We start from the raw sequence: 16584 nt of genomic DNA, 5'->3' as shown, positions 1-16584 counted from the left end.
TGCGACCGTGGTGCGCGAGGGGGGAGTTGAACCCCCACGCCCTTTCGGGCACTGGAACCTGAATCCAGCGCGTCTGCCTATTCCGCCACCCGCGCATGGGTGTTGTCGTAGATGCTAACCGATCGTCCGACTGAATCCCAACCGGATCGAACCCGGTCCTTGATTCCGCCTTCCGGCTTCGGCTCCCTCTCGGGCGCCCCTTCCGACATGGAAAACATTAGCACGCCCGACGGGGCACCTACGAATCCGTTCTTCACCGCGGCCGGCACACCTCACCGGAAGCCACCACTCGAACGGTCTGGCGAACGGGTGAGCCCGGATGCCGCAGGGGTGAGCCGGGTACGACCTGGGTACAGGGGGACCCGTGCGGCGCACCGCCCGAAGGGGTGTGCGCAAGCCCACGCCCGGTGCCGAGGCGGACGGGGAACCGTACAGATGGCCTCTGCGTGGATACGATCAGTACGGAAGTACCGCAATCGCGGCCCACTCGGGCCCGAGCCAGAGCGCAGAGAGCCCTTGGAAGGGGGTGCCCCGTGGGAGTCCTGAAGAAGTTCGAGCAGCGACTCGAGGGTCTCGTGAACGGCACCTTCGCCAAGGTGTTCAAGTCCGAGGTCCAGCCCGTGGAGATCGCCGGAGCGCTGCAGCGCGAGTGCGACAACAACGCCACCATCTGGAACCGCGACCGCACCGTGGTGCCCAACGACTTCATCGTCGAGCTGAGCCCGCACGACTACGAGCGCCTCAGCCCGTACGCCGGCCAGCTCGGTCAGGAGCTCTCGGGCATGGTCCTGGAGTACGCGGAGGCGCAGCGTTACAGCTTCCTCGGCCCCCTCCAGGTCAACCTGGAGCGGGCCGAGGACCTGGACACCGGCCTGTACCGGGTGCGCAGCCGCACCCTGGCCAGCGAGACCCCCGAACCGCCGGCGGCCCCGCCGGCCGGCTACGGCCGCGGCCCGGCGCCCGAGGCGCCCGGCGCACCGTGGCAGCAGAGCAGCGCCCCGACGTACGCGGGGGCGCCGACCCCGCCCAGCGCGCCCCCCGCGATGCCCCCGGCGATGCCCAGCGCGCCGCCGAACGGCGCCGGCGGCAACGTCCGCCCGTTCCCGGGCTCCGGCACCGGCGCGGGCACCCGCCGTTGGATCGAGGTCAACGGCAACCGGCACCAGATCACCGGCAACGCCTGCGTACTGGGCCGCTCCACCGAGGCGGACGTCCGGATCGACGACCCCGGCGTCTCCCGCAAGCACGCCGAGATCCGCCCCGGCAACCCGGCCATGGTGCTCGACCTGGGGTCCACCAACGGCATCGTGGTGGACGGACAGCACACCCAGCGCGCTACGCTCCGCGACGGCTCGCGGATCGTCGTGGGCTCCACGACGATCATCTACCGACAGGTCGAAGGGTAGGGCGGGGCACCGGTGTCAGAGTTGACCCTGACGGTCATGCGGCTGGGATTCCTGGCCGTGCTGTGGCTGTTCGTCATCGTCGCGGTCCAGGTGATCCGCAGCGACCTGTTCGGGGCCAAGGGCACCGCACGCTCCGGCCGTCGGGCCGCCCGTGGCACGGCCAGCCCGGCCGCAGCGGCCGCGACGCCCGCGCCGCCGTCCCGGCCGCAGCAGTCCCCGCGCGACACCGGCACCCACCAGTTGGGCGGCCGGGCCGCCCGCCGCGGCGCGCCGAGCCAGCTGGTCGTGGTCGAGGGGTCGCTGGCCGGCACCACCGTCGCGCTGCAGGGTCAGACGATCACGCTCGGCCGGGCCCACGACTCCACCATCGTGCTCGATGACGACTACGCCTCCTCGCGTCATGCCAGGATCTACCCCGATCAGACTGGGCAGTGGACCGTGGAGGATCTAGGCTCCACCAACGGCACCTATCTGGACCGGCAGCGGCTCACCGCGCCGATGCCGCTTCAGCCAGGCATGCCGATCCGTATCGGCAGGACCGTCATCGAACTGCGGAAGTAGTAGCGCATGAGGGACAGCACCCCGTCCATGACCAGCCCGGAGGGCAGCGCCGGCGCTGCCGTTGCCGTGCGCGAGGCCCAGAGGGGGGCAGGCACCGTATGAGCCTCGTGCTGCGTTTCGCCGCCGGATCCCACAAGGGGCTGATCCGGGAGGGGAACGAGGACTCCGGGTACGCCGGTCCGCGCCTGCTCGCGGTGGCCGACGGCATGGGCGGCGCCGCCGCCGGCGAGGTCGCCTCCTCCGAGGTCCTCAGCTCGATCATGACGCTGGACGAGGCCGATCCCCGGGCCGACCTGCTGACCCTGCTGAACGACGCCGTGCAGACCGCCAACGACCGGCTGCGCCTGATGGTGGAGCAGGACCCGCAGCTCGAAGGCATGGGCTGCACGCTGACCGCGCTGCTGTGGACCGGCGAGCGGATGGGCCTGGTGCACGTCGGCGACTCCCGCGCCTACCTGCTCCGGGACGGCTCGCTCAGCCAGATCACCCAGGACCACACCTGGGTGCAGCGGCTGGTGGACGAGGGCCGGATCACTCCCGAGGAGGCCGAGACCCACCCGCAGCGCTCGCTGCTGATGCGGGCGCTGGACGGCCGCGGCCAGGTCGAGCCCGACCTGTCGATCCGTGAGGTCCGGGCCGGCGACCGCTACCTGATCTGCTCCGACGGCCTGTCCGGCCCGGTCAGCCACCAGACCCTGGAGGAGACGCTGGGGAGCTTCTACTCCCCCGAGCAGACCATCCAGGAACTGATCCAGCTCGCCCTGCGCGGCGGCGGCCCGGACAACATCACCTGCATCGTGGCCGACGTGATCGACGTCGGCCCGACCGACACCCAGTCGGGCCAGTACGGCGCCGTCCCGATGGTGGTCGGCGCGGTCGCCGAGGGCCCGCACGGCACGGCGCACGACAACCAGGTACTGGACACCCCGGCCGGCCGGGCCGCCGGCCTCGGCCGCCCCGCCGCCCCGCAGGGTGCCTTCGGCCCCGCCGACGGCTACCAGGACGGTTACGACCCCGGTTACGACCCGGCCCAGGGCGGCTTCGGTCCGGCCGAGGGCTACGGCGAGCCGTACGGCGGGGGCCACCACGCCGACGGGTACGCCGACGGCTACCCCGGCTACGCCCAGGAGGGCTACGGCACCGCCCAGCTGACCGCCGAGGAGCCCGAAGGCGCAGCCGAGCACGAGGCCGAGGGCCGCACCGAGGAACCGATCTCCCGGGCCAAGCCCAAGCGCCGCTGGTTCCGCCGCTCGGCGATCATGGTGGTCGCGCTCGGTCTGGTCGGCGGCGCGAGCTACGCCGGCTGGCACTGGACCCAGGACCAGTACTACATCGGCGAGAACGGCGACCACGTCGCCGTCTACCGCGGTCTCAACCAGAACCTGGCCGGCCTCAGCCTCTCCTCGGTCTACCAGCAGTACCCGAACGTCGAACTCAAGTTCCTGCCCGCCTACGAGCAGGACCAGCTCAAGAACACCATCAGCGCCGACAGCCTGGGCGCCGCCAACCAGCGGGTGCAGGACCTCACCACCCAGGCCAGCGCCTGCCAGAAGATCTCCGAGGGCGCCAAGCCGGACGGCAGCGGCACCGCGGCGAGCGCCACGTCCCCCGCCGCCGGGGCGACCAACGCCTCGTTCGAGACCACACCCAAATCCGAGCCGAGGGCGGCCGGCGCCCCGGTCGCCCCGACCGCCAGCCCGTCGGCCACCCCGCAACAGCAGCAGCCACCCGCCCAGAGCACCCCGGCTCCGACGCCCAGCAGCACCGCGCCGGCCCTGACCCAGGACGAGCAGAAGCTGGCCGGCAACTGCTCGACGACCTCCTAGGCCACCCGGTGGCCGCGCCCCAGCTCGCCCTCGGCACCCGCCGGGCCGGCGAGCCGGGCCCACGCGGCTCACCCGATCGGCGCAACACCGAGCTGGGCCTGCTGGCCTTCGCGGTGCTGGTGCCGGTGCTGGCGTACGCCAACGTCGGGCTGGCGCTCGACCACCGGCTGCCCGCCGGGATGCTGACGTACGGCCTGGGGCTGGGCGGCCTGGCCGGCGTCGCCCACCTGGCGGTCCGCCGCTGCGCGTCGTACGCCGACCCGCTGCTGCTGCCGCTGGCCACCCTGCTCAACGGCCTCGGCCTGGTGATGATCTGGCGGCTCGACAAGTTCGGCCCGGTGCTGCGCGACAACTATCCGGCCGCCGCCGACCAGCTGCTCTGGTCCGCGCTCGGCGTCGCCCTGCTGCTCGGCGTCATCGTGCTGCTTCCGGACCACCGGATGCTCCAGCGCTACACCTACGTCTCGATGGCGCTCGCCCTGGCGCTGCTCGCCGCCCCGGCCTTCTTCCCCGCCCGCCGGTCGGACTACGGCGCCCGGATCTGGATCCACCTGGGCGACTTCTCGATCCAGCCGGGCGAGCTCGCCAAGATCGTGCTGGCGGTCTTCTTCGCGGGCTACCTGATGGTCAAGCGGGACGCGCTGGCCCTGGCCAGTCACCGGGTGCTGGGCCTCTACCTCCCGCGCGGCCGCGACCTGGGCCCGATCCTGGTGGTCTGGCTGCTCAGCGTGCTGATCCTGGTCTTCGAGACCGACCTCGGGATGTCCTTCCTCTTCTTCGGCCTCTTCGTGGTGATGCTCTACATCGCCACCGAGCGGACCAGCTGGATCCTCTTCGGCGTGCTGCTCTCGCTCGGCGGTGGCGCGCTGGCGGCCAGCACCGAGGGCCACGTCCGGATCCGGGTCCGCGCCTGGCTGGACCCGCTGGCCGGGTTCCGCCCGCACCCGCCGGCCGGCACGACCGAGCAGATCGGCCAGGCGCTGTTCGCCCTCGGCTCCGGCGGGGTCACCGGCGCCGGCCTCGGCCAGGGCCGCTCCTGGCTGATCGGTTTCGCCGCCAAGAGCGACTTCGTCCTCGGCTCCTTCGGCGAGGAGCTGGGCGTGACCGGCCTGATGGCGCTCTTCCTGCTGTACGGGCTGCTGGTGCAGCGCGGTCTGCGCACCGCGCTGGCCGCCCGCGACCCGTTCGGCAAGCTGCTCGCCGGCGGGCTGGCCTCGGCCCTCGCCCTGCAGGTCTTCGTGGTCGCCGGCGGGGTCACCGGGCTGATCCCGCTGACCGGGATGACCATGCCCTTCCTCGCCCAGGGCGGCTCCTCCGTGGTGTCCAACTGGATCCTGGTGGCGCTCCTGCTCAGGATCAGTGACAGCGCCCGCCGGCCGGCCCTGCAACCGACCCGGGCGGACCGGGCATAAGTGATCGTGCGGTTGAATGGCTCCCACCGCATCACCTGCCACAGTCGGAACGAGGAGGGGGCCGTCCCGTGAACAAGCCCATCAGGCGGGTCTCCGTCTTCTGCATGGTGCTGATCCTGGCCCTGCTGCTGCGCGCGAACTGGGTGCAGGGCGTCGAGGCCGACTCGTACGCCGACAACGCGCACAACGAGCGGAACCTGTACGACCAGTACTCCTACCCGCGCGGCAGCATCGTGGTGGCCGGCCAGCCGATCACCGGCTCGACCCTCACCAACGGCTACCGGTTCAAGTACAAGGCCAGCTGGACCAACGGCCCGCTGTACGCCCCGATCACCGGCTACTCCTCGCAGGGCTTCGGCAGCAGCGGCCTGGAGTCGCTGGAGAACGGCATCCTGGCCGGCACCGACGACCGGCTGTTCTTCCACAACACCCTGGACATGCTGACCGGCAAGCAGAAGCAGGGCGGCAACGTCATCACCACGATCAACCCGAAGGCGCAGCAGGCCGCCTTCGACGGCCTCGGCAACCGCAAGGGCGCCGCGGTCGCCATCGACCCGGCCACCGGCGCGATCCTGGCCCTGGTCAGCACCCCCTCCTACGACCCGTCCAGCTTCGCCGGCAACTCCAACGCGGACGGCCAGGCCTGGAACAGCCTGCTCAAGGACCCGAACAACCCGATGCTCGACCGGGCGCTGCGGGAGACCTACCCGCCCGGCTCGACCTTCAAGATCGTCACGGCGGCGACCGCGTTCGAGACCGGCAAGTACCAGACCCCGCAGGACCAGACCGACACGCCGCAGACGTACACCCTGCCCGGCACCAACACCCAGCTGAACAACGACAGCCCCGACGAGCCGTGCGCCAACGCCACCCTCATCGACGCCTTCGCGATCTCCTGCAACACCGTCTACGGCAAGATCGGCGCCGAGCTCGGTGAGCAGAAGCTGCTGGCGCAGGCCGACAAGTTCGGCTTCAACAGCACGGTGGACACCCCGATCCGCGCGGTGGCCAGCACCTTCCCGAACAACTCCTCGCCGGACGGCACCGCGATGGACGCGATCGGCCAGCACAACACCGCCGCCACCCCGCTGCAGATGGCCATGGTCGCCGCCGCCGTCGCCAACAACGGCAAGCTGATGCAGCCCTACCTGGTGGACGAGGAGGACTCCGGCACCGGCACCACCGTCTCCAAGACCAGCCCCAAGGAGATGGACCAGGCGATCAGCCCGGCCACCGCGCAGAAGCTGCAGCAGATGATGGTCGCCGTGGTGCAGAGCGGCACCGGCACCAAGGCGCAGATCGACGGTGCGGAGGTCGGCGGCAAGACCGGCACCGCCCAGCACGGCCAGGACAACAGCGGCCTGCCGTTCGCCTGGTTCGTCTCCTACGCCAAGGTCGGCAACAACTACCCGGTCGCGGTCGCCGTGGTGGTCGAGGACGGCGCGGCCCAGAAGGACGAGATCAGCGGCGGTTCCATCGCCGCGCCGATCGCCAAGTCGATCATGCAGGCGGTGATCAACAAGTAAGTCCCCCGGCGGCCGGTGGTGTGGCCGGGATCCCAGCGGATCCCGTTCGATCACGCCGGACCGCCGCGTAGGCTCGGATACCGGTCTGGTCTCGGCTGGCGGGCGTGTCGAGTTGTCCGGCACGCGACCGGTAGCGTATCCGCCAGCAGCGGGTGTGCCCGCTGCTTCGTTCTGCGGTCCTCCCGGGCCCGGAGAACCAGAGTGACGAGGGCAGCGTCACACAAGAGCGTGCGGGGACACCTACGTCATATCCTCACCGCCCGGTGAGGGAGAGGGTCGGAACTATGGAAGAGCCTCGTCGCCTCGGCGGCAGGTACGAGCTCGGCGGCGTCCTCGGACGCGGCGGCATGGCCGAGGTGTACCTCGCCCATGACACCCGGCTCGGCCGTTCCGTCGCCGTGAAGACGCTCCGGTCCGACATGGCCCGGGACCCGTCGTTCCAGGCCCGGTTCCGTCGCGAGGCACAGTCGGCGGCGTCGCTGAACCACCCCGCCATCGTCGCCGTGTACGACACCGGCGAGGACTACATCGACGGCATCTCCATCCCCTACATCGTGATGGAGTACGTCGAGGGCTCCACCCTGCGCGAGCTGCTGCACTCCGGGCGCCGGCTGCTGCCCGAGCGCGCGCTGGAGATGACCATCGGCATCCTGCAGGCGCTGGAGTACTCGCACCGGGCCGGCATCGTGCACCGCGACATCAAGCCCGCCAACGTGATGCTCACCCGGCAGGGCAACGTCAAGGTGATGGACTTCGGCATCGCCCGCGCCATGGGCGACGCCGGCATGACGATGACCCAGACCTCGGCCGTCATCGGCACCGCCCAGTACCTCTCCCCGGAGCAGGCCAAGGGCGAGACCGTGGACGCCCGCTCCGACCTCTACTCCACCGGCTGCCTGCTGTACGAGCTGCTCACCGTGCGCCCGCCGTTCGTCGGCGACTCGCCGGTCGCGGTGGCCTACCAGCACGTCCGCGAGGAGGCCCAGCCACCGTCCGTCTACGACCCCGAGGTGCGCCCCGAGGTCGACGCGATCGTGCTGAAGGCGCTCGCCAAGGAGCGCGACTACCGCTACCAGTCCGCCGACGAGATGCGCGACGACATCGAGCGCTTCCTCGACGGGCTGCCGGTCGCCGCCGCCCAGCAGGCCGCCGCGTACGGCATGGGCGGCTACGGCTACGACCAGAACGGCTACCCGAGCGACCCGTACGGCCAGACCAGCGTGATGCCGCAGCAGGGCGGCTCCGCGCCGACCACCATGCTCGGCACGGTCGGCGGCCCGAACCAGGGCTACCACCAGGGCGGCTACCAGCCTGACGACGGCTACGGCGGCCAGGACGGCGGCCGCAGCGGGCGGCGGCGCGAGGAGCAGTCGAAGAAGAGCAACACCTCGTGGATCCTGCTCGCGATCGCCGCGGTGCTGATCCTGGTCGGCTCGTTCTTCGTGGCCTCGGTGATGTTCAAGGGCCACAGCGGCGGCAGCGGCAGCGCCAGCAGCCAGGTCACCGCGCCGAACCTGGTCGGCAAGAGCCTGACCGACGCGACCACCGCCGCCCAGGCGGTCAGCTCCTCGCTCAAGGTCGTCCAGGGCCCCGGGACCACCTGCACCAACGCGGGCCAGAACCAGGTCTGCCAGCAGAACCCGGCGGCCGGCGCCCAGCTGCCGGGCAACGGCACGATCACCGTGCAGCTCAACAGCGGCCCGTCGCAGGCCGCCGTGCCGGACGTCACCGGCAAGTCCCGGGACGCCGCGACCCAGGCGCTGACCGCGGCCGGCTTCCAGCTCGGCACGGTCACCTACCAGAACAGCGACACCGTCCCGCAGGACTCGGTGATCTCGCAGACCCCGGCCGGCGGCACCCAGGCCGACCCGACCCAGCCGGTCACCCTGGTGCTCTCGCAGGGCTCGGGCCAGATCGCCGTGCAGAACGTGGTCGGCCAGACCACCGCCGCGGCGACCCAGACCCTGCAGGGCCAGGGCTTCACGGTGAACTCCACGGCCACCACCCCGGCCACCGACCCGACCACGGTCGGCCAGGTCGCCACCCAGAACCCGGCGGCCGGCGCCAAGGCCGCCAAGGGTGCCACCATCACGCTGACCATCTACGCGGCCCCGGCCAACGTCAACGTGCCGATCGTGGTGGGCAAGACCTACAAGGACGCCTTCGCCGCGCTCAGCGCGCTGCACCTGACGCCCAGTGTGACCAGCGGTCCGCAGGACGACAACGCGATCGTGACGGCAAGCAACCCGCCCTCCGGCACCCCGGAGCCGCCCGGCACGGTCATCCAGCTCACCACCCAGCCCGGCGCGGGGGCGACGCCGTCCGGCAAAGGGCCCATCGGTGGCGCCATCGGCGGGCCCTGGAACGGGTCGACGTCATCATGGGGCGGCGGCAACTAGCTGAGCCTTCGAAGGGGCCGTGGACCACCGGAAACCTGAGCCGGGTCCACGGCCCCTCGGCGTTCCCGGCCGCTCAGGAGGTGCGCAGCTCCGGTGGCGGGGTGCGCCGGGCGTCCACCGGGTCGACCCGGACCAGGCTGCCCCAGACCGCCATCCGGAAGCGCGAGCTGTAGACCGGTGTGCAGGTCGTCAGGGTGATGTAGCGGCCCGGCCCGGGGTAGCCGGAGCCCTCCGGGACCGGCGCGATGATCCCGGTGTCGAACTTCGAGGCCCGCGGCAGCGTGCCGTCCACCCGGTAGACGTACCAGTGGTCCCGGGTCTCCACCACCACGGCGGCGCCCCTGCCGACCTCGTCCAGGTCGTGGAACTTCGCGCCGTGCCCGTCCCGGTGCGCGGCCAGTGCGAAGTTGCCGCTGGCGTCCCAGGGCATCGCCGCGCGGTACGGCTCCCGGTAGACGCCGGCCACTCCCCCGTCGAGCACCTCGGAGCCGGTGCCCAGCCGGATCAGCACCGAGTAGTCCCGGCCCATCGCGGGGACGTGCAGGAACCCGATCCCGTCCGCGCCCGGCCGGTACGTCGGCGCCGGGGCGGCCTGGCCGGGTGGAGCGGCGGCCGGGGCCGCCCAGGCCCGCCGCAGCCGGTCGCCGGCCCGCTCGGCCCGGGCGTCGGCCACCAGGTCGGTCCACCAGAGCGAGTAGCCGACGAAGAGCGCCAGCACCAGCCCGGCGGTGATCAGCAGCTCGCCGAGCACGCCGAGCGCCAGGGCGCCCGGGTGCGGACGGGCCACGCTCGACTCCGGCTGCTTCGTCACAGTGCCCCGCCTCGTGCTGTGGCCGGGGCACCGCCCTCCGGCGCTACGAGGAGGAGGTCAGCGCCGGAGGCTGCCCCTGGCTCCTCGGTTGCTGAGCGATCATCTTGCCAAAGACGATGAGCCTTCCCCGGGAACTGAACTCCGGCGTACAGGTGGTCATGGTGATGTACTGACCGGGCTGGGTGAACGGCGACCCCTTGGGGATCGGCTGCAGCACCGAGACGTTGGTCGGCGGCGTCTCCGGGATCCCGCCCTCCACCTGGTAGGTGTAGTAGGTGGTGGCGGTCTCCACCACGATCAGGTCCCCCGGCCCCAGCTCGGCGAGTTTGCGGAAGGGCTGGCCGTGCGTGGTCCGGTGCCCGGCGACCGCGAAGTTGCCGGTCGGGTCGGAGGGCAGCGCGGTGCCGACGTAGTGTCCCACCAGGCCCTTGTTGAGGACCTTCGTGGTGTCGGTGCCCTCGGCGATCGGGTCGGTCAGGCCGATCTTGGGGATGTGGATGATCGCGAAGCCCTGGCCCGGCGCGAACGCCGTGGGGGCGTTGGTGGGCTGACCGGGCGTCGGCGGCGCGTTGAACTGCTGCTCCAGCTTGGAGCGGGCGCTGTTCGACGCGGCGTCGGCCTGCACGTTGGTCCACCAGAGCTGGTAGGAGACGAAGAGCAGCATCACCAGGCCGAGGGTGATGAACAGCTCGCCGAGCACCCGGGCCGCGATGGTGCCCTTGGACTCCTTGGGCCGCGGCGGCGCGGGCAGCCGCCCGGCGGCCCGCCGCCGGCCGTTGCCGGAGCGCAGCGAGGTCCGGCCCTGGGCGGCCCGGCGGCGCTCGGCGCGGCCACCGTCGACCGGGCCGGCCCCCGCCGGCGCGTCCTTGATGGCCCGCAGCTGCAGGGTCTGGTCGGCCAGCCACGGGTACTCGCCCTGCCCGGGCCGGTCGCCGGCGGCGTCGTACACGCCCCAGCCGTCCGGCTCGGCCGGCCGCTGCCCGTAGCCGGGAGCGGGCTGGTACGGAGTGGGCTCGGCGTACTCTCCGGAGCCGTAGGCGTCCTGGCGCCCCTCCGGGCGCACCGCGGTCACGACCTCAGCCCCGGCCGATCACCGGGGCGAGTCCGGCCGAGCGGCCGACCGCCCCTGGATCGCCGCACTCCGCCAGCCAGTTGGCGAGCATCCGGTGCCCGCCCTCGGTGAGCACCGACTCGGGGTGGAACTGCACACCCTCGACCGGCAGGTCCCGGTGCCGCAGGCCCATGATGACGCCGCTCCCGGTGCGCGCGGTGACCACCAGCTCGGCCGGCACGGTGGCCGGCTCGACGGCCAGCGAGTGGTAGCGGGTGGCGGTCATCGGCGAGGGCAGGCCGGCGAAGACGCCGCCGTCCTCGTGGTCGACCAGCGAGGTCTTGCCGTGCAGCAGCTCGGGCGCCCGGTCGACCACCGCCCCGTAGGCGACCGCGATGGACTGCAGGCCCAGGCAGACCCCGAACAGCGGCAGCCCGGTGGCCGCGCAGTGGCGGACCATCTCGATGCAGACCCCGGCCTCCTCGGGCGCACCCGGGCCGGGGGAGAGCAGCACTCCGTCGAATCCGGTGTCGCCGGAACGGCGCACCGCCTCCTCCACCGTCACCTCGTCGTTGCGAACGACCTGGCAGGTCGCACCCAGCTGGTAGAGGTACTGGACCAGGTTGAAGACGAAGCTGTCGTAGTTGTCCACCACGAGGATCCGCGGAGCGGTGACAGGCGGGGTCATGCGCGCTAACTCCGGTCAGGTACGGGTGCGGGAACGGTCGGGCGCGGTCGGGCTCAGCCGGGTCCGCTGTTGTCCACAGTGACGTTGTTGAAGGGGAGCAACGGTTCCACCCAGGGGAACACGTACTGGAACAGCAGGTAGACCGCCCCGAGGATCAACAGCAGCGAGATGATCGCGCGCACCGGGGTGGTCCCCGGCAGGTGGCGCCAGATCCAGCTGTACATGAGGCTCCCTGAGAGATGGGCAGTGGGGACCAGACTAGACCTCGTTCCTGTGCTCGACGGCTGCTGCGGCCGATCTCCCGTCAACCGGGGCCGGGTCGTGCTAGCGGGCTCACCGGCCCGCCGCCTCGCGCAGGTCGGTGCTGCCGGTGTAGCCGGGGAGGACCATCCCGGCGCTCTCCTGCACCTTCCAGCCCAGGCCGTACGCGGTGACGTACTCCAGGTAGTTCCGGATCGCCCGGTCGGCGTCGATCGAGGACCTGAGGTCGCCGGTCCGGCCGACCGCGCGGATCACGTAGGGAGGGGAGTAGACCCGGCCCTGCAGCAGCAGGGTGTTGCCGACGCAGCGGACCGCGCTGGTGGCGATCAGCCGCTGGTCCATCACCTGTACGCCGATCGCGCCGCCCCGCCACAGCGCGTTGACCACGGCCTGGACGTCCTGCTGGTGGATCACCAGGTCGTTGACGCCGGGCTCGGGGACGCCGGGGATCCGGGCGGTGGCGTCGGGTGGGGCGTCGTCGAGGGTGACGCTCAGCCCGGGGCCCCGCAGCGGGTCCAGGCCGGCCGCCCGCTGCAACGCGGCGAGCTTGGCGGTGTCGGCCGGGTCGCCGTCCCGCCGCCCGGCCAGCCGGCCGGCGCGCTGCCGTAACGCGGCGAGCTCCGCCTGGGTCTGCTGGTTCTGGTCGCTGCGCTGCCGCATCACGTCACTGAGTTGCAGCAGCGCGTTGTCGGTGCGCAGATCGGTGCCGTGCGCCGCGTGGGCGCTCAGGTAGAACAGCAGGCCCGCCAGCCCGAAAACCCCGTATGTTAGGGCACGTCCGGCAAATCGGGCGGCGGGTCGGCGCTCAGGGCCCCGGTTCGGGGGAGTCTCCCCGGAAATCGAGGAATTCCGCACCGTACCCTTATCTCCTTCCGACCCGGCGAGCCACTACGCTAACGGACGCCGGTGGCATGTGCGGAGCACGATTCGTACGAACCGGTTTCCACAGCCGCCCCGCCCCGCTGCACCCCTGCGCGGTCTCACAGCGCATCGACAGGAGAGCCCCTCGTGCCGAAGTCTCGACTCCGCAAGAAGTCCGACTACACCCCGCCGCCCACGGCGGCGACCTCCGTCAAGATCAGTACGGGTCGCACCTGGGTGGCGCCGGTGATGCTCGCGCTCTTCCTGATCGGGCTGGTCTGGATCGTCACCTATTACGTGACCAGCGGCAGCTGGCCGGTCCAGTCCTGGGGCAACTGGAACATCCTGGTCGGCTTCGGCTTCATCGCGGCCGGGTTCGGCGTCTCCACCCAGTGGAAGTAGCCGCTCACTGAACGCCTGACCGGCACCGCCCCGCCGGGGATCGGCGGGGCGGTGCGTCGTGCTGTCCACCCACAGGCGGTCCGCAAGGTACGACAGTGTGCTTATCCACACAGTTATCCACAGTGGGGAAAAGTCAACTCGACCTGTGGATAACTATCGGGTAGCAGTGGATACCACACCGTGAGGACAGCTGGGTCTACGCGCGTCCCGCTGGCGGTTCGTCAACTCGGACGGATTGTGGACAACTGGGCGCGGACGGCCCGGCGCGCGCGGCTCAACTGCCGAGCCGCGCCCACTCCACCAGCACCATCCCCAGCACCACGGCCAGCATCAGCGCCACCGTGCCGGCCTGCACCAGGGTCCGCCGCTCCCGCGGGGCGTGCACCATCCCCAACGCGGTCAGGTAGCCGGCCACCAGCCCGCCGACGTGCGCCCGCCAGTCGATCCCGGGCACCGAGAAGGTGATCACCAGGTTGAAGACGATCAGCGCGACCACCGGCCCGAGCGGCTGCCGGGCCGCCCGGAACAGCACCACGGTCGCACCGAAGATGCCGAAGATCGCCCCCGAGGCGCCCAGCGAGTTCATGAAGTCGCCGGCCACCAGGAAGGCCAGTGCGCTGCCGGCCAGCCCGGAGACCAGGTACAGCGCCAGGTAGCGCAGCCGCCCGAGCACCCGCTCGACGGTCGGACCCATCCACCAGAGCGCCAGCATGTTGGAGCCGATGTGCCAGGGCGCCACGTGCAGGAAGGTCGCGGTGAGCAGCCGGTACCACTGGTCCGGGCCGGCCGCGACGCCGTACGCGTGGCCGTTGAGCTGCGGGCCGACGCTGTACAGCGAGAGGCTCTGCTGCAGGGACTTGTCCAGGTAGGCGGCCAACACGAAGACCGCCAGGTTGATCCCGATCAGGACCTTGGTGACCAGCGCGCCGTCCCGCACCGGCCGCCCGCCGAACCGGGTGGTGGCCGGCCGGGCCGGGCCGCCCGACTCCCCCCGCACGCACGAGGGGCAGTGGAACCCGACCGAGGCGTTGACCATGCACTGCGGGCAGATCGGCCGCCCGCAGCGGGAGCAGGAGATCCCGGTCTCCCGCTCCGGGTGCCGGTAGCAGCCCGGCAGCGCGGTCGGCTGCGCCGGCACGCCGCCGGCCGGCCGGGCGGCGGCGATCGCCGGCTCCACCGGCGGCGCGCCGGTGTCGGGCCGGCCGGGCTCGTCCTGGACCATCCGGGGTCTCCTCCTCATGACGGATCCCGGTGGCGGCTCCGCGTACGGAGTACCACCGGGACCGACCAGGCTACTGCCGCCGGACTGGCGTCGGCAGCGTCAGCCGCGGGTGATCTCGACCGACTCGATCACGACGTCCTGGGCCGGACGGTCGTTGCGACCGGTCTTCACGCCGGCGATCTCGTCCACGACCTTCTTGCCGGCCTCGTCCACGACCTTGCCGAAGATGGTGTGCTTGCCGGTCAGCCAGGTGGTCGGGGCGACCGTGACGAAGAACTGCGAGCCGTTGGTGCCCGGGCCGGCGTTGGCCATGGCGAGCAGGTAGGGCTCGGTGAAGGCCAGCTCCGGGTGGAACTCGTCGGCGAACTTGTAGCCCGGGCCGCCGGTGCCGTTGCCCAGCGGGTCGCCGCCCTGGATCATGAAGCCGCTGATCACGCGGTGGAAGACGGTGCCGTCGTACAGGCGCGCGGTGGTCTTCTGACCGGTGTTCGGGTCGACCCACTCACGCTCGCCCTGAGCCAGCTCCACGAAGTTCGCCACCGTCTTCGGGGCGTGGTTCGGGAAGAGCTCGATCACGATGTCGCCGTGGTTGGTCTTCAGGGTCGCGAGAAGCTTCTCGGCCACGAGAGGTGCCTTCCTGTCTGGATCACTGACCCAGGCATCATCCCACGTCGCCCCCGCCGTTGCCGGGGAGCACCCGGGCGCGGACGGCTCAGCCCGTCATGCGACCGGACAAATCAGGATGCATGATCTCTAACCAGGTGGATATGTGCCTAAAAGATGCCCACCCAGGAGGAGGACCTCGTGACTCGCTTGGACACCGCACGTCAGACGGCCGGCCGGACCATGGCCACCCTGGCCCCGTACGCCGCGCAGGCCAAGGGCACCGCCGTGCACTACGCGGGTGAGGCACGCCAGCGGCTCGGCCCGGCGCTCGACGCGCTCGGCCCCGGCCTGCAGGCCGCCGGGGGCCAGGCGCGGGCCGGCACCCTGCAGGCCGCCCAGTCCGCCCGGACCGGCTACACCAGGCACGTCGCGCCGCACGTCGGGCAGGCCTTCGCCGCCCTGCCGCCCAAGGCCCAGCAGAACACCCTGCGGGCGGTCCACCGGGCCCAGGAGGCCGCCCTGGCCGCCAAGCACTCCGCCGACCGGGCCACCGCCGCCACCGTCCCGCGGATCAGCGGCGCGGTGGACGACGCCCGGGCCGCCGCCGGCCCGGTGCTCCAGGAGGCCCAGCTGCGCGGCGCCGCCGCGCTCAGCGCCCTGCACGGCCACGTCACCGCGGCCGAGATCGACAAGCTGGCCGCCAAGAACGCCAGGAAGAGCCGCCGCAACGGCCTGGCCACCGGGCTGGCGATCGCCGGCACGGTCGCGGTCGGCGGCGGCGTGCTCATGTGGCAGTGGTGGCGCCGGCAGGCCGAGCCGGAGTGGCTGGTGGAGCCGCCGGAGGTGCAGGGCCCGCCGAACCGGGTCCACCCGGCGAGCGACGAGTTCGGCGGCGCGACCGCCAGCGGCACCACCAGCCTCAACGGGTCCGCCCCGCCCACCGGTGAGGAGAACTCCCCCGGCCCGGACAGCCAGGACCGTCCCAAGCCGCAGTGAGCCTGGTCACGGGAGGCGCAACGCCGTCGAAGACGGCAAGGGCCGCTGTGGCGGAAAGAGCCACCGGTGACGGAGAAGGCCGCCGGCCGGCCCGGTGATCCGGGCCGGCCGACGGCCTTGCCATGTGGAGCTTAGGAGACTCGAACTCCTGACATCTGCCTTGCAAAGGCAGCGCTCTACCAACTGAGCTAAAGCCCCGTGACGGCACCTCGGGTGACGCCAGAGAACAGCGTACCGGGTCCGTCGGAGTGTCCGACGCGAGGAGTCGGAACTCCCCGCGCGAAGCGAGCGGACGGGGAGGCCCGACGGGCCTCCCGCCGTCGCACTCGAACGTCAGCGGCCGGCCGGGATCGGGTCGGTGGCCTCGGTCCACAGGTCCTGCTCGGCACGGTCGGCCTGCACCTGACGGTAGACAAAGAAGCCGCCGAGGGCGACCAGGGCGACCAGGAGGAGCTTCTTCACCGCGGGACCTCGTCCTTCTCAGCAATGGCGGGCTCAACAGCGGGACTGCGAGTCCTGGAATGTACAAGTACGAACCGGCGGTCGAACGGGCAAA

Annotated in this window: 16 protein-coding genes and 2 tRNA genes; 8 read left to right on the top strand and 10 right to left on the bottom strand. The window is 71.7% G+C overall.

Annotation, left to right across the window (positions count from 1 at the left end):
• Positions 1-8 precede the first annotated feature (8 nt).
• Positions 9-95: transfer RNA gene (locus ACIGXM_RS04965), tRNA-Leu, on the bottom strand.
• A 438-nt stretch (positions 96-533) separates the two neighbouring features.
• On the opposite strand from ACIGXM_RS04965, the gene ACIGXM_RS04960 reads away from it, so the two are divergent.
• From ACIGXM_RS04960 to pknB, 6 genes are all read left to right on the top strand, one after another.
• Complete coding sequence (locus tag ACIGXM_RS04960; protein WP_396556842.1) at positions 534-1406, top strand: FhaA domain-containing protein; 873 nt, start codon at positions 534-536, stop codon at positions 1404-1406.
• 12 nt (positions 1407-1418) lie between these two features.
• Positions 1419-1967, top strand: coding sequence for an FHA domain-containing protein (locus ACIGXM_RS04955; protein WP_396556841.1), 549 nt, complete (start codon positions 1419-1421; stop codon positions 1965-1967).
• 98 nt (positions 1968-2065) lie between these two features.
• Positions 2066-3793, top strand: a complete 1728-nt coding sequence (locus tag ACIGXM_RS04950; protein ID WP_396556840.1) for a PP2C family protein-serine/threonine phosphatase — start codon at positions 2066-2068, stop codon at positions 3791-3793.
• 8 nt (positions 3794-3801) lie between these two features.
• Entirely contained in the window at positions 3802-5205 is a 1404-nt protein-coding gene (locus tag ACIGXM_RS04945; RefSeq protein ID WP_396556838.1) for an FtsW/RodA/SpoVE family cell cycle protein, read from the top strand.
• A gap of 68 nt (positions 5206-5273) precedes the next feature.
• A complete protein-coding gene (locus ACIGXM_RS04940) occupies positions 5274-6731 on the top strand; it encodes a peptidoglycan D,D-transpeptidase FtsI family protein (RefSeq protein ID WP_396556837.1) in 1458 nt (485 codons plus the stop codon).
• A gap of 284 nt (positions 6732-7015) precedes the next feature.
• Complete coding sequence (pknB, locus tag ACIGXM_RS04935) at positions 7016-9130, top strand: Stk1 family PASTA domain-containing Ser/Thr kinase (protein ID WP_396556836.1); 2115 nt, start codon at positions 7016-7018, stop codon at positions 9128-9130.
• A 73-nt stretch (positions 9131-9203) separates the two neighbouring features.
• Here pknB and ACIGXM_RS04930 read toward each other — a convergent pair whose 3' ends face one another.
• The 5 genes from ACIGXM_RS04930 to ACIGXM_RS04910 all read right to left on the bottom strand — a co-directional run bounded on the left by ACIGXM_RS04930 (position 9204) and on the right by ACIGXM_RS04910 (position 12796).
• Positions 9204-9941, bottom strand: a complete 738-nt coding sequence (locus ACIGXM_RS04930) for a class E sortase (protein ID WP_396556835.1) — start codon at positions 9939-9941, stop codon at positions 9204-9206.
• Positions 9942-9984: 43 nt separating this feature from the next.
• The gene (locus ACIGXM_RS04925; RefSeq protein ID WP_396556834.1) at positions 9985-11013 is read right to left on the bottom strand and encodes a class E sortase; all 1029 of its coding nucleotides are present in this window, start codon (positions 11011-11013) and stop codon (positions 9985-9987) included.
• Between the two features lie 4 nt (positions 11014-11017).
• Complete coding sequence (locus ACIGXM_RS04920; RefSeq protein ID WP_396556833.1) at positions 11018-11680, bottom strand: aminodeoxychorismate/anthranilate synthase component II; 663 nt, start codon at positions 11678-11680, stop codon at positions 11018-11020.
• A 53-nt stretch (positions 11681-11733) separates the two neighbouring features.
• Complete coding sequence (locus ACIGXM_RS04915; RefSeq protein ID WP_396556832.1) at positions 11734-11904, bottom strand: hypothetical protein; 171 nt, start codon at positions 11902-11904, stop codon at positions 11734-11736.
• 109 nt (positions 11905-12013) lie between these two features.
• Entirely contained in the window at positions 12014-12796 is a 783-nt protein-coding gene (locus tag ACIGXM_RS04910) for a DUF881 domain-containing protein (RefSeq protein ID WP_396556831.1), read from the bottom strand.
• Between the two features lie 153 nt (positions 12797-12949).
• Between ACIGXM_RS04910 and crgA the strand changes: the two genes are divergently transcribed.
• Entirely contained in the window at positions 12950-13204 is a 255-nt protein-coding gene (crgA, locus tag ACIGXM_RS04905) for a cell division protein CrgA (protein WP_396556829.1), read from the top strand.
• A gap of 274 nt (positions 13205-13478) precedes the next feature.
• On the opposite strand, the gene ACIGXM_RS04900 is transcribed toward crgA, so the two are convergent.
• Together ACIGXM_RS04900 and ACIGXM_RS04895 are read right to left on the bottom strand one after the other, a co-directional pair.
• A complete protein-coding gene (locus tag ACIGXM_RS04900) occupies positions 13479-14426 on the bottom strand; it encodes a rhomboid family intramembrane serine protease (protein WP_396556827.1) in 948 nt (315 codons plus the stop codon).
• A 99-nt stretch (positions 14427-14525) separates the two neighbouring features.
• Complete coding sequence (locus ACIGXM_RS04895; protein ID WP_396556825.1) at positions 14526-15050, bottom strand: peptidylprolyl isomerase; 525 nt, start codon at positions 15048-15050, stop codon at positions 14526-14528.
• 180 nt (positions 15051-15230) lie between these two features.
• Between ACIGXM_RS04895 and ACIGXM_RS04890 the strand changes: the two genes are divergently transcribed.
• Complete coding sequence (locus tag ACIGXM_RS04890) at positions 15231-16028, top strand: DUF5324 family protein (RefSeq protein ID WP_396556823.1); 798 nt, start codon at positions 15231-15233, stop codon at positions 16026-16028.
• A gap of 125 nt (positions 16029-16153) precedes the next feature.
• On the opposite strand, the gene ACIGXM_RS04885 is transcribed toward ACIGXM_RS04890, so the two are convergent.
• Both ACIGXM_RS04885 and ACIGXM_RS04880 read right to left on the bottom strand, forming a co-directional pair.
• Positions 16154-16226: transfer RNA gene (locus ACIGXM_RS04885), tRNA-Ala, on the bottom strand.
• Positions 16227-16361: 135 nt separating this feature from the next.
• Positions 16362-16490 (bottom strand): DLW-39 family protein, encoded by a 129-nt coding sequence (locus ACIGXM_RS04880; RefSeq protein ID WP_211786189.1) that lies wholly within the window; start codon positions 16488-16490, stop codon positions 16362-16364.
• Positions 16491-16584: the final 94 nt, after the last annotated feature.

The organism is Kitasatospora sp. NPDC052896, from assembly GCF_044547075.1.
Taxonomy (GTDB): Bacteria; Actinomycetota; Actinomycetes; order Streptomycetales; family Streptomycetaceae; genus Kitasatospora.
The sequence above is the reverse complement of the archived record's forward strand: the minus strand, read 5'-3'. Positions and strand labels throughout refer to the sequence as shown.

Excerpts from the sequence above, each read along its gene's own strand:
- ACIGXM_RS04950 (WP_396556840.1), top strand. The coding sequence starts at position 2,066 with ATGAGCCTCGTGCTGCGTTTCGCCGCCGGATCCCACAAGGGGCTGATC.
- pknB (WP_396556836.1), top strand. The coding sequence starts at position 7,016 with ATGGAAGAGCCTCGTCGCCTCGGCGGCAGGTACGAGCTCGGCGGCGTC.
- ACIGXM_RS04920 (WP_396556833.1), bottom strand. The coding sequence starts at position 11,680 with ATGACCCCGCCTGTCACCGCTCCGCGGATCCTCGTGGTGGACAACTAC.
- ACIGXM_RS04915 (WP_396556832.1), bottom strand. The coding sequence starts at position 11,904 with ATGTACAGCTGGATCTGGCGCCACCTGCCGGGGACCACCCCGGTGCGC.
- ACIGXM_RS04900 (WP_396556827.1), bottom strand. The coding sequence starts at position 14,426 with ATGGTCCAGGACGAGCCCGGCCGGCCCGACACCGGCGCGCCGCCGGTG.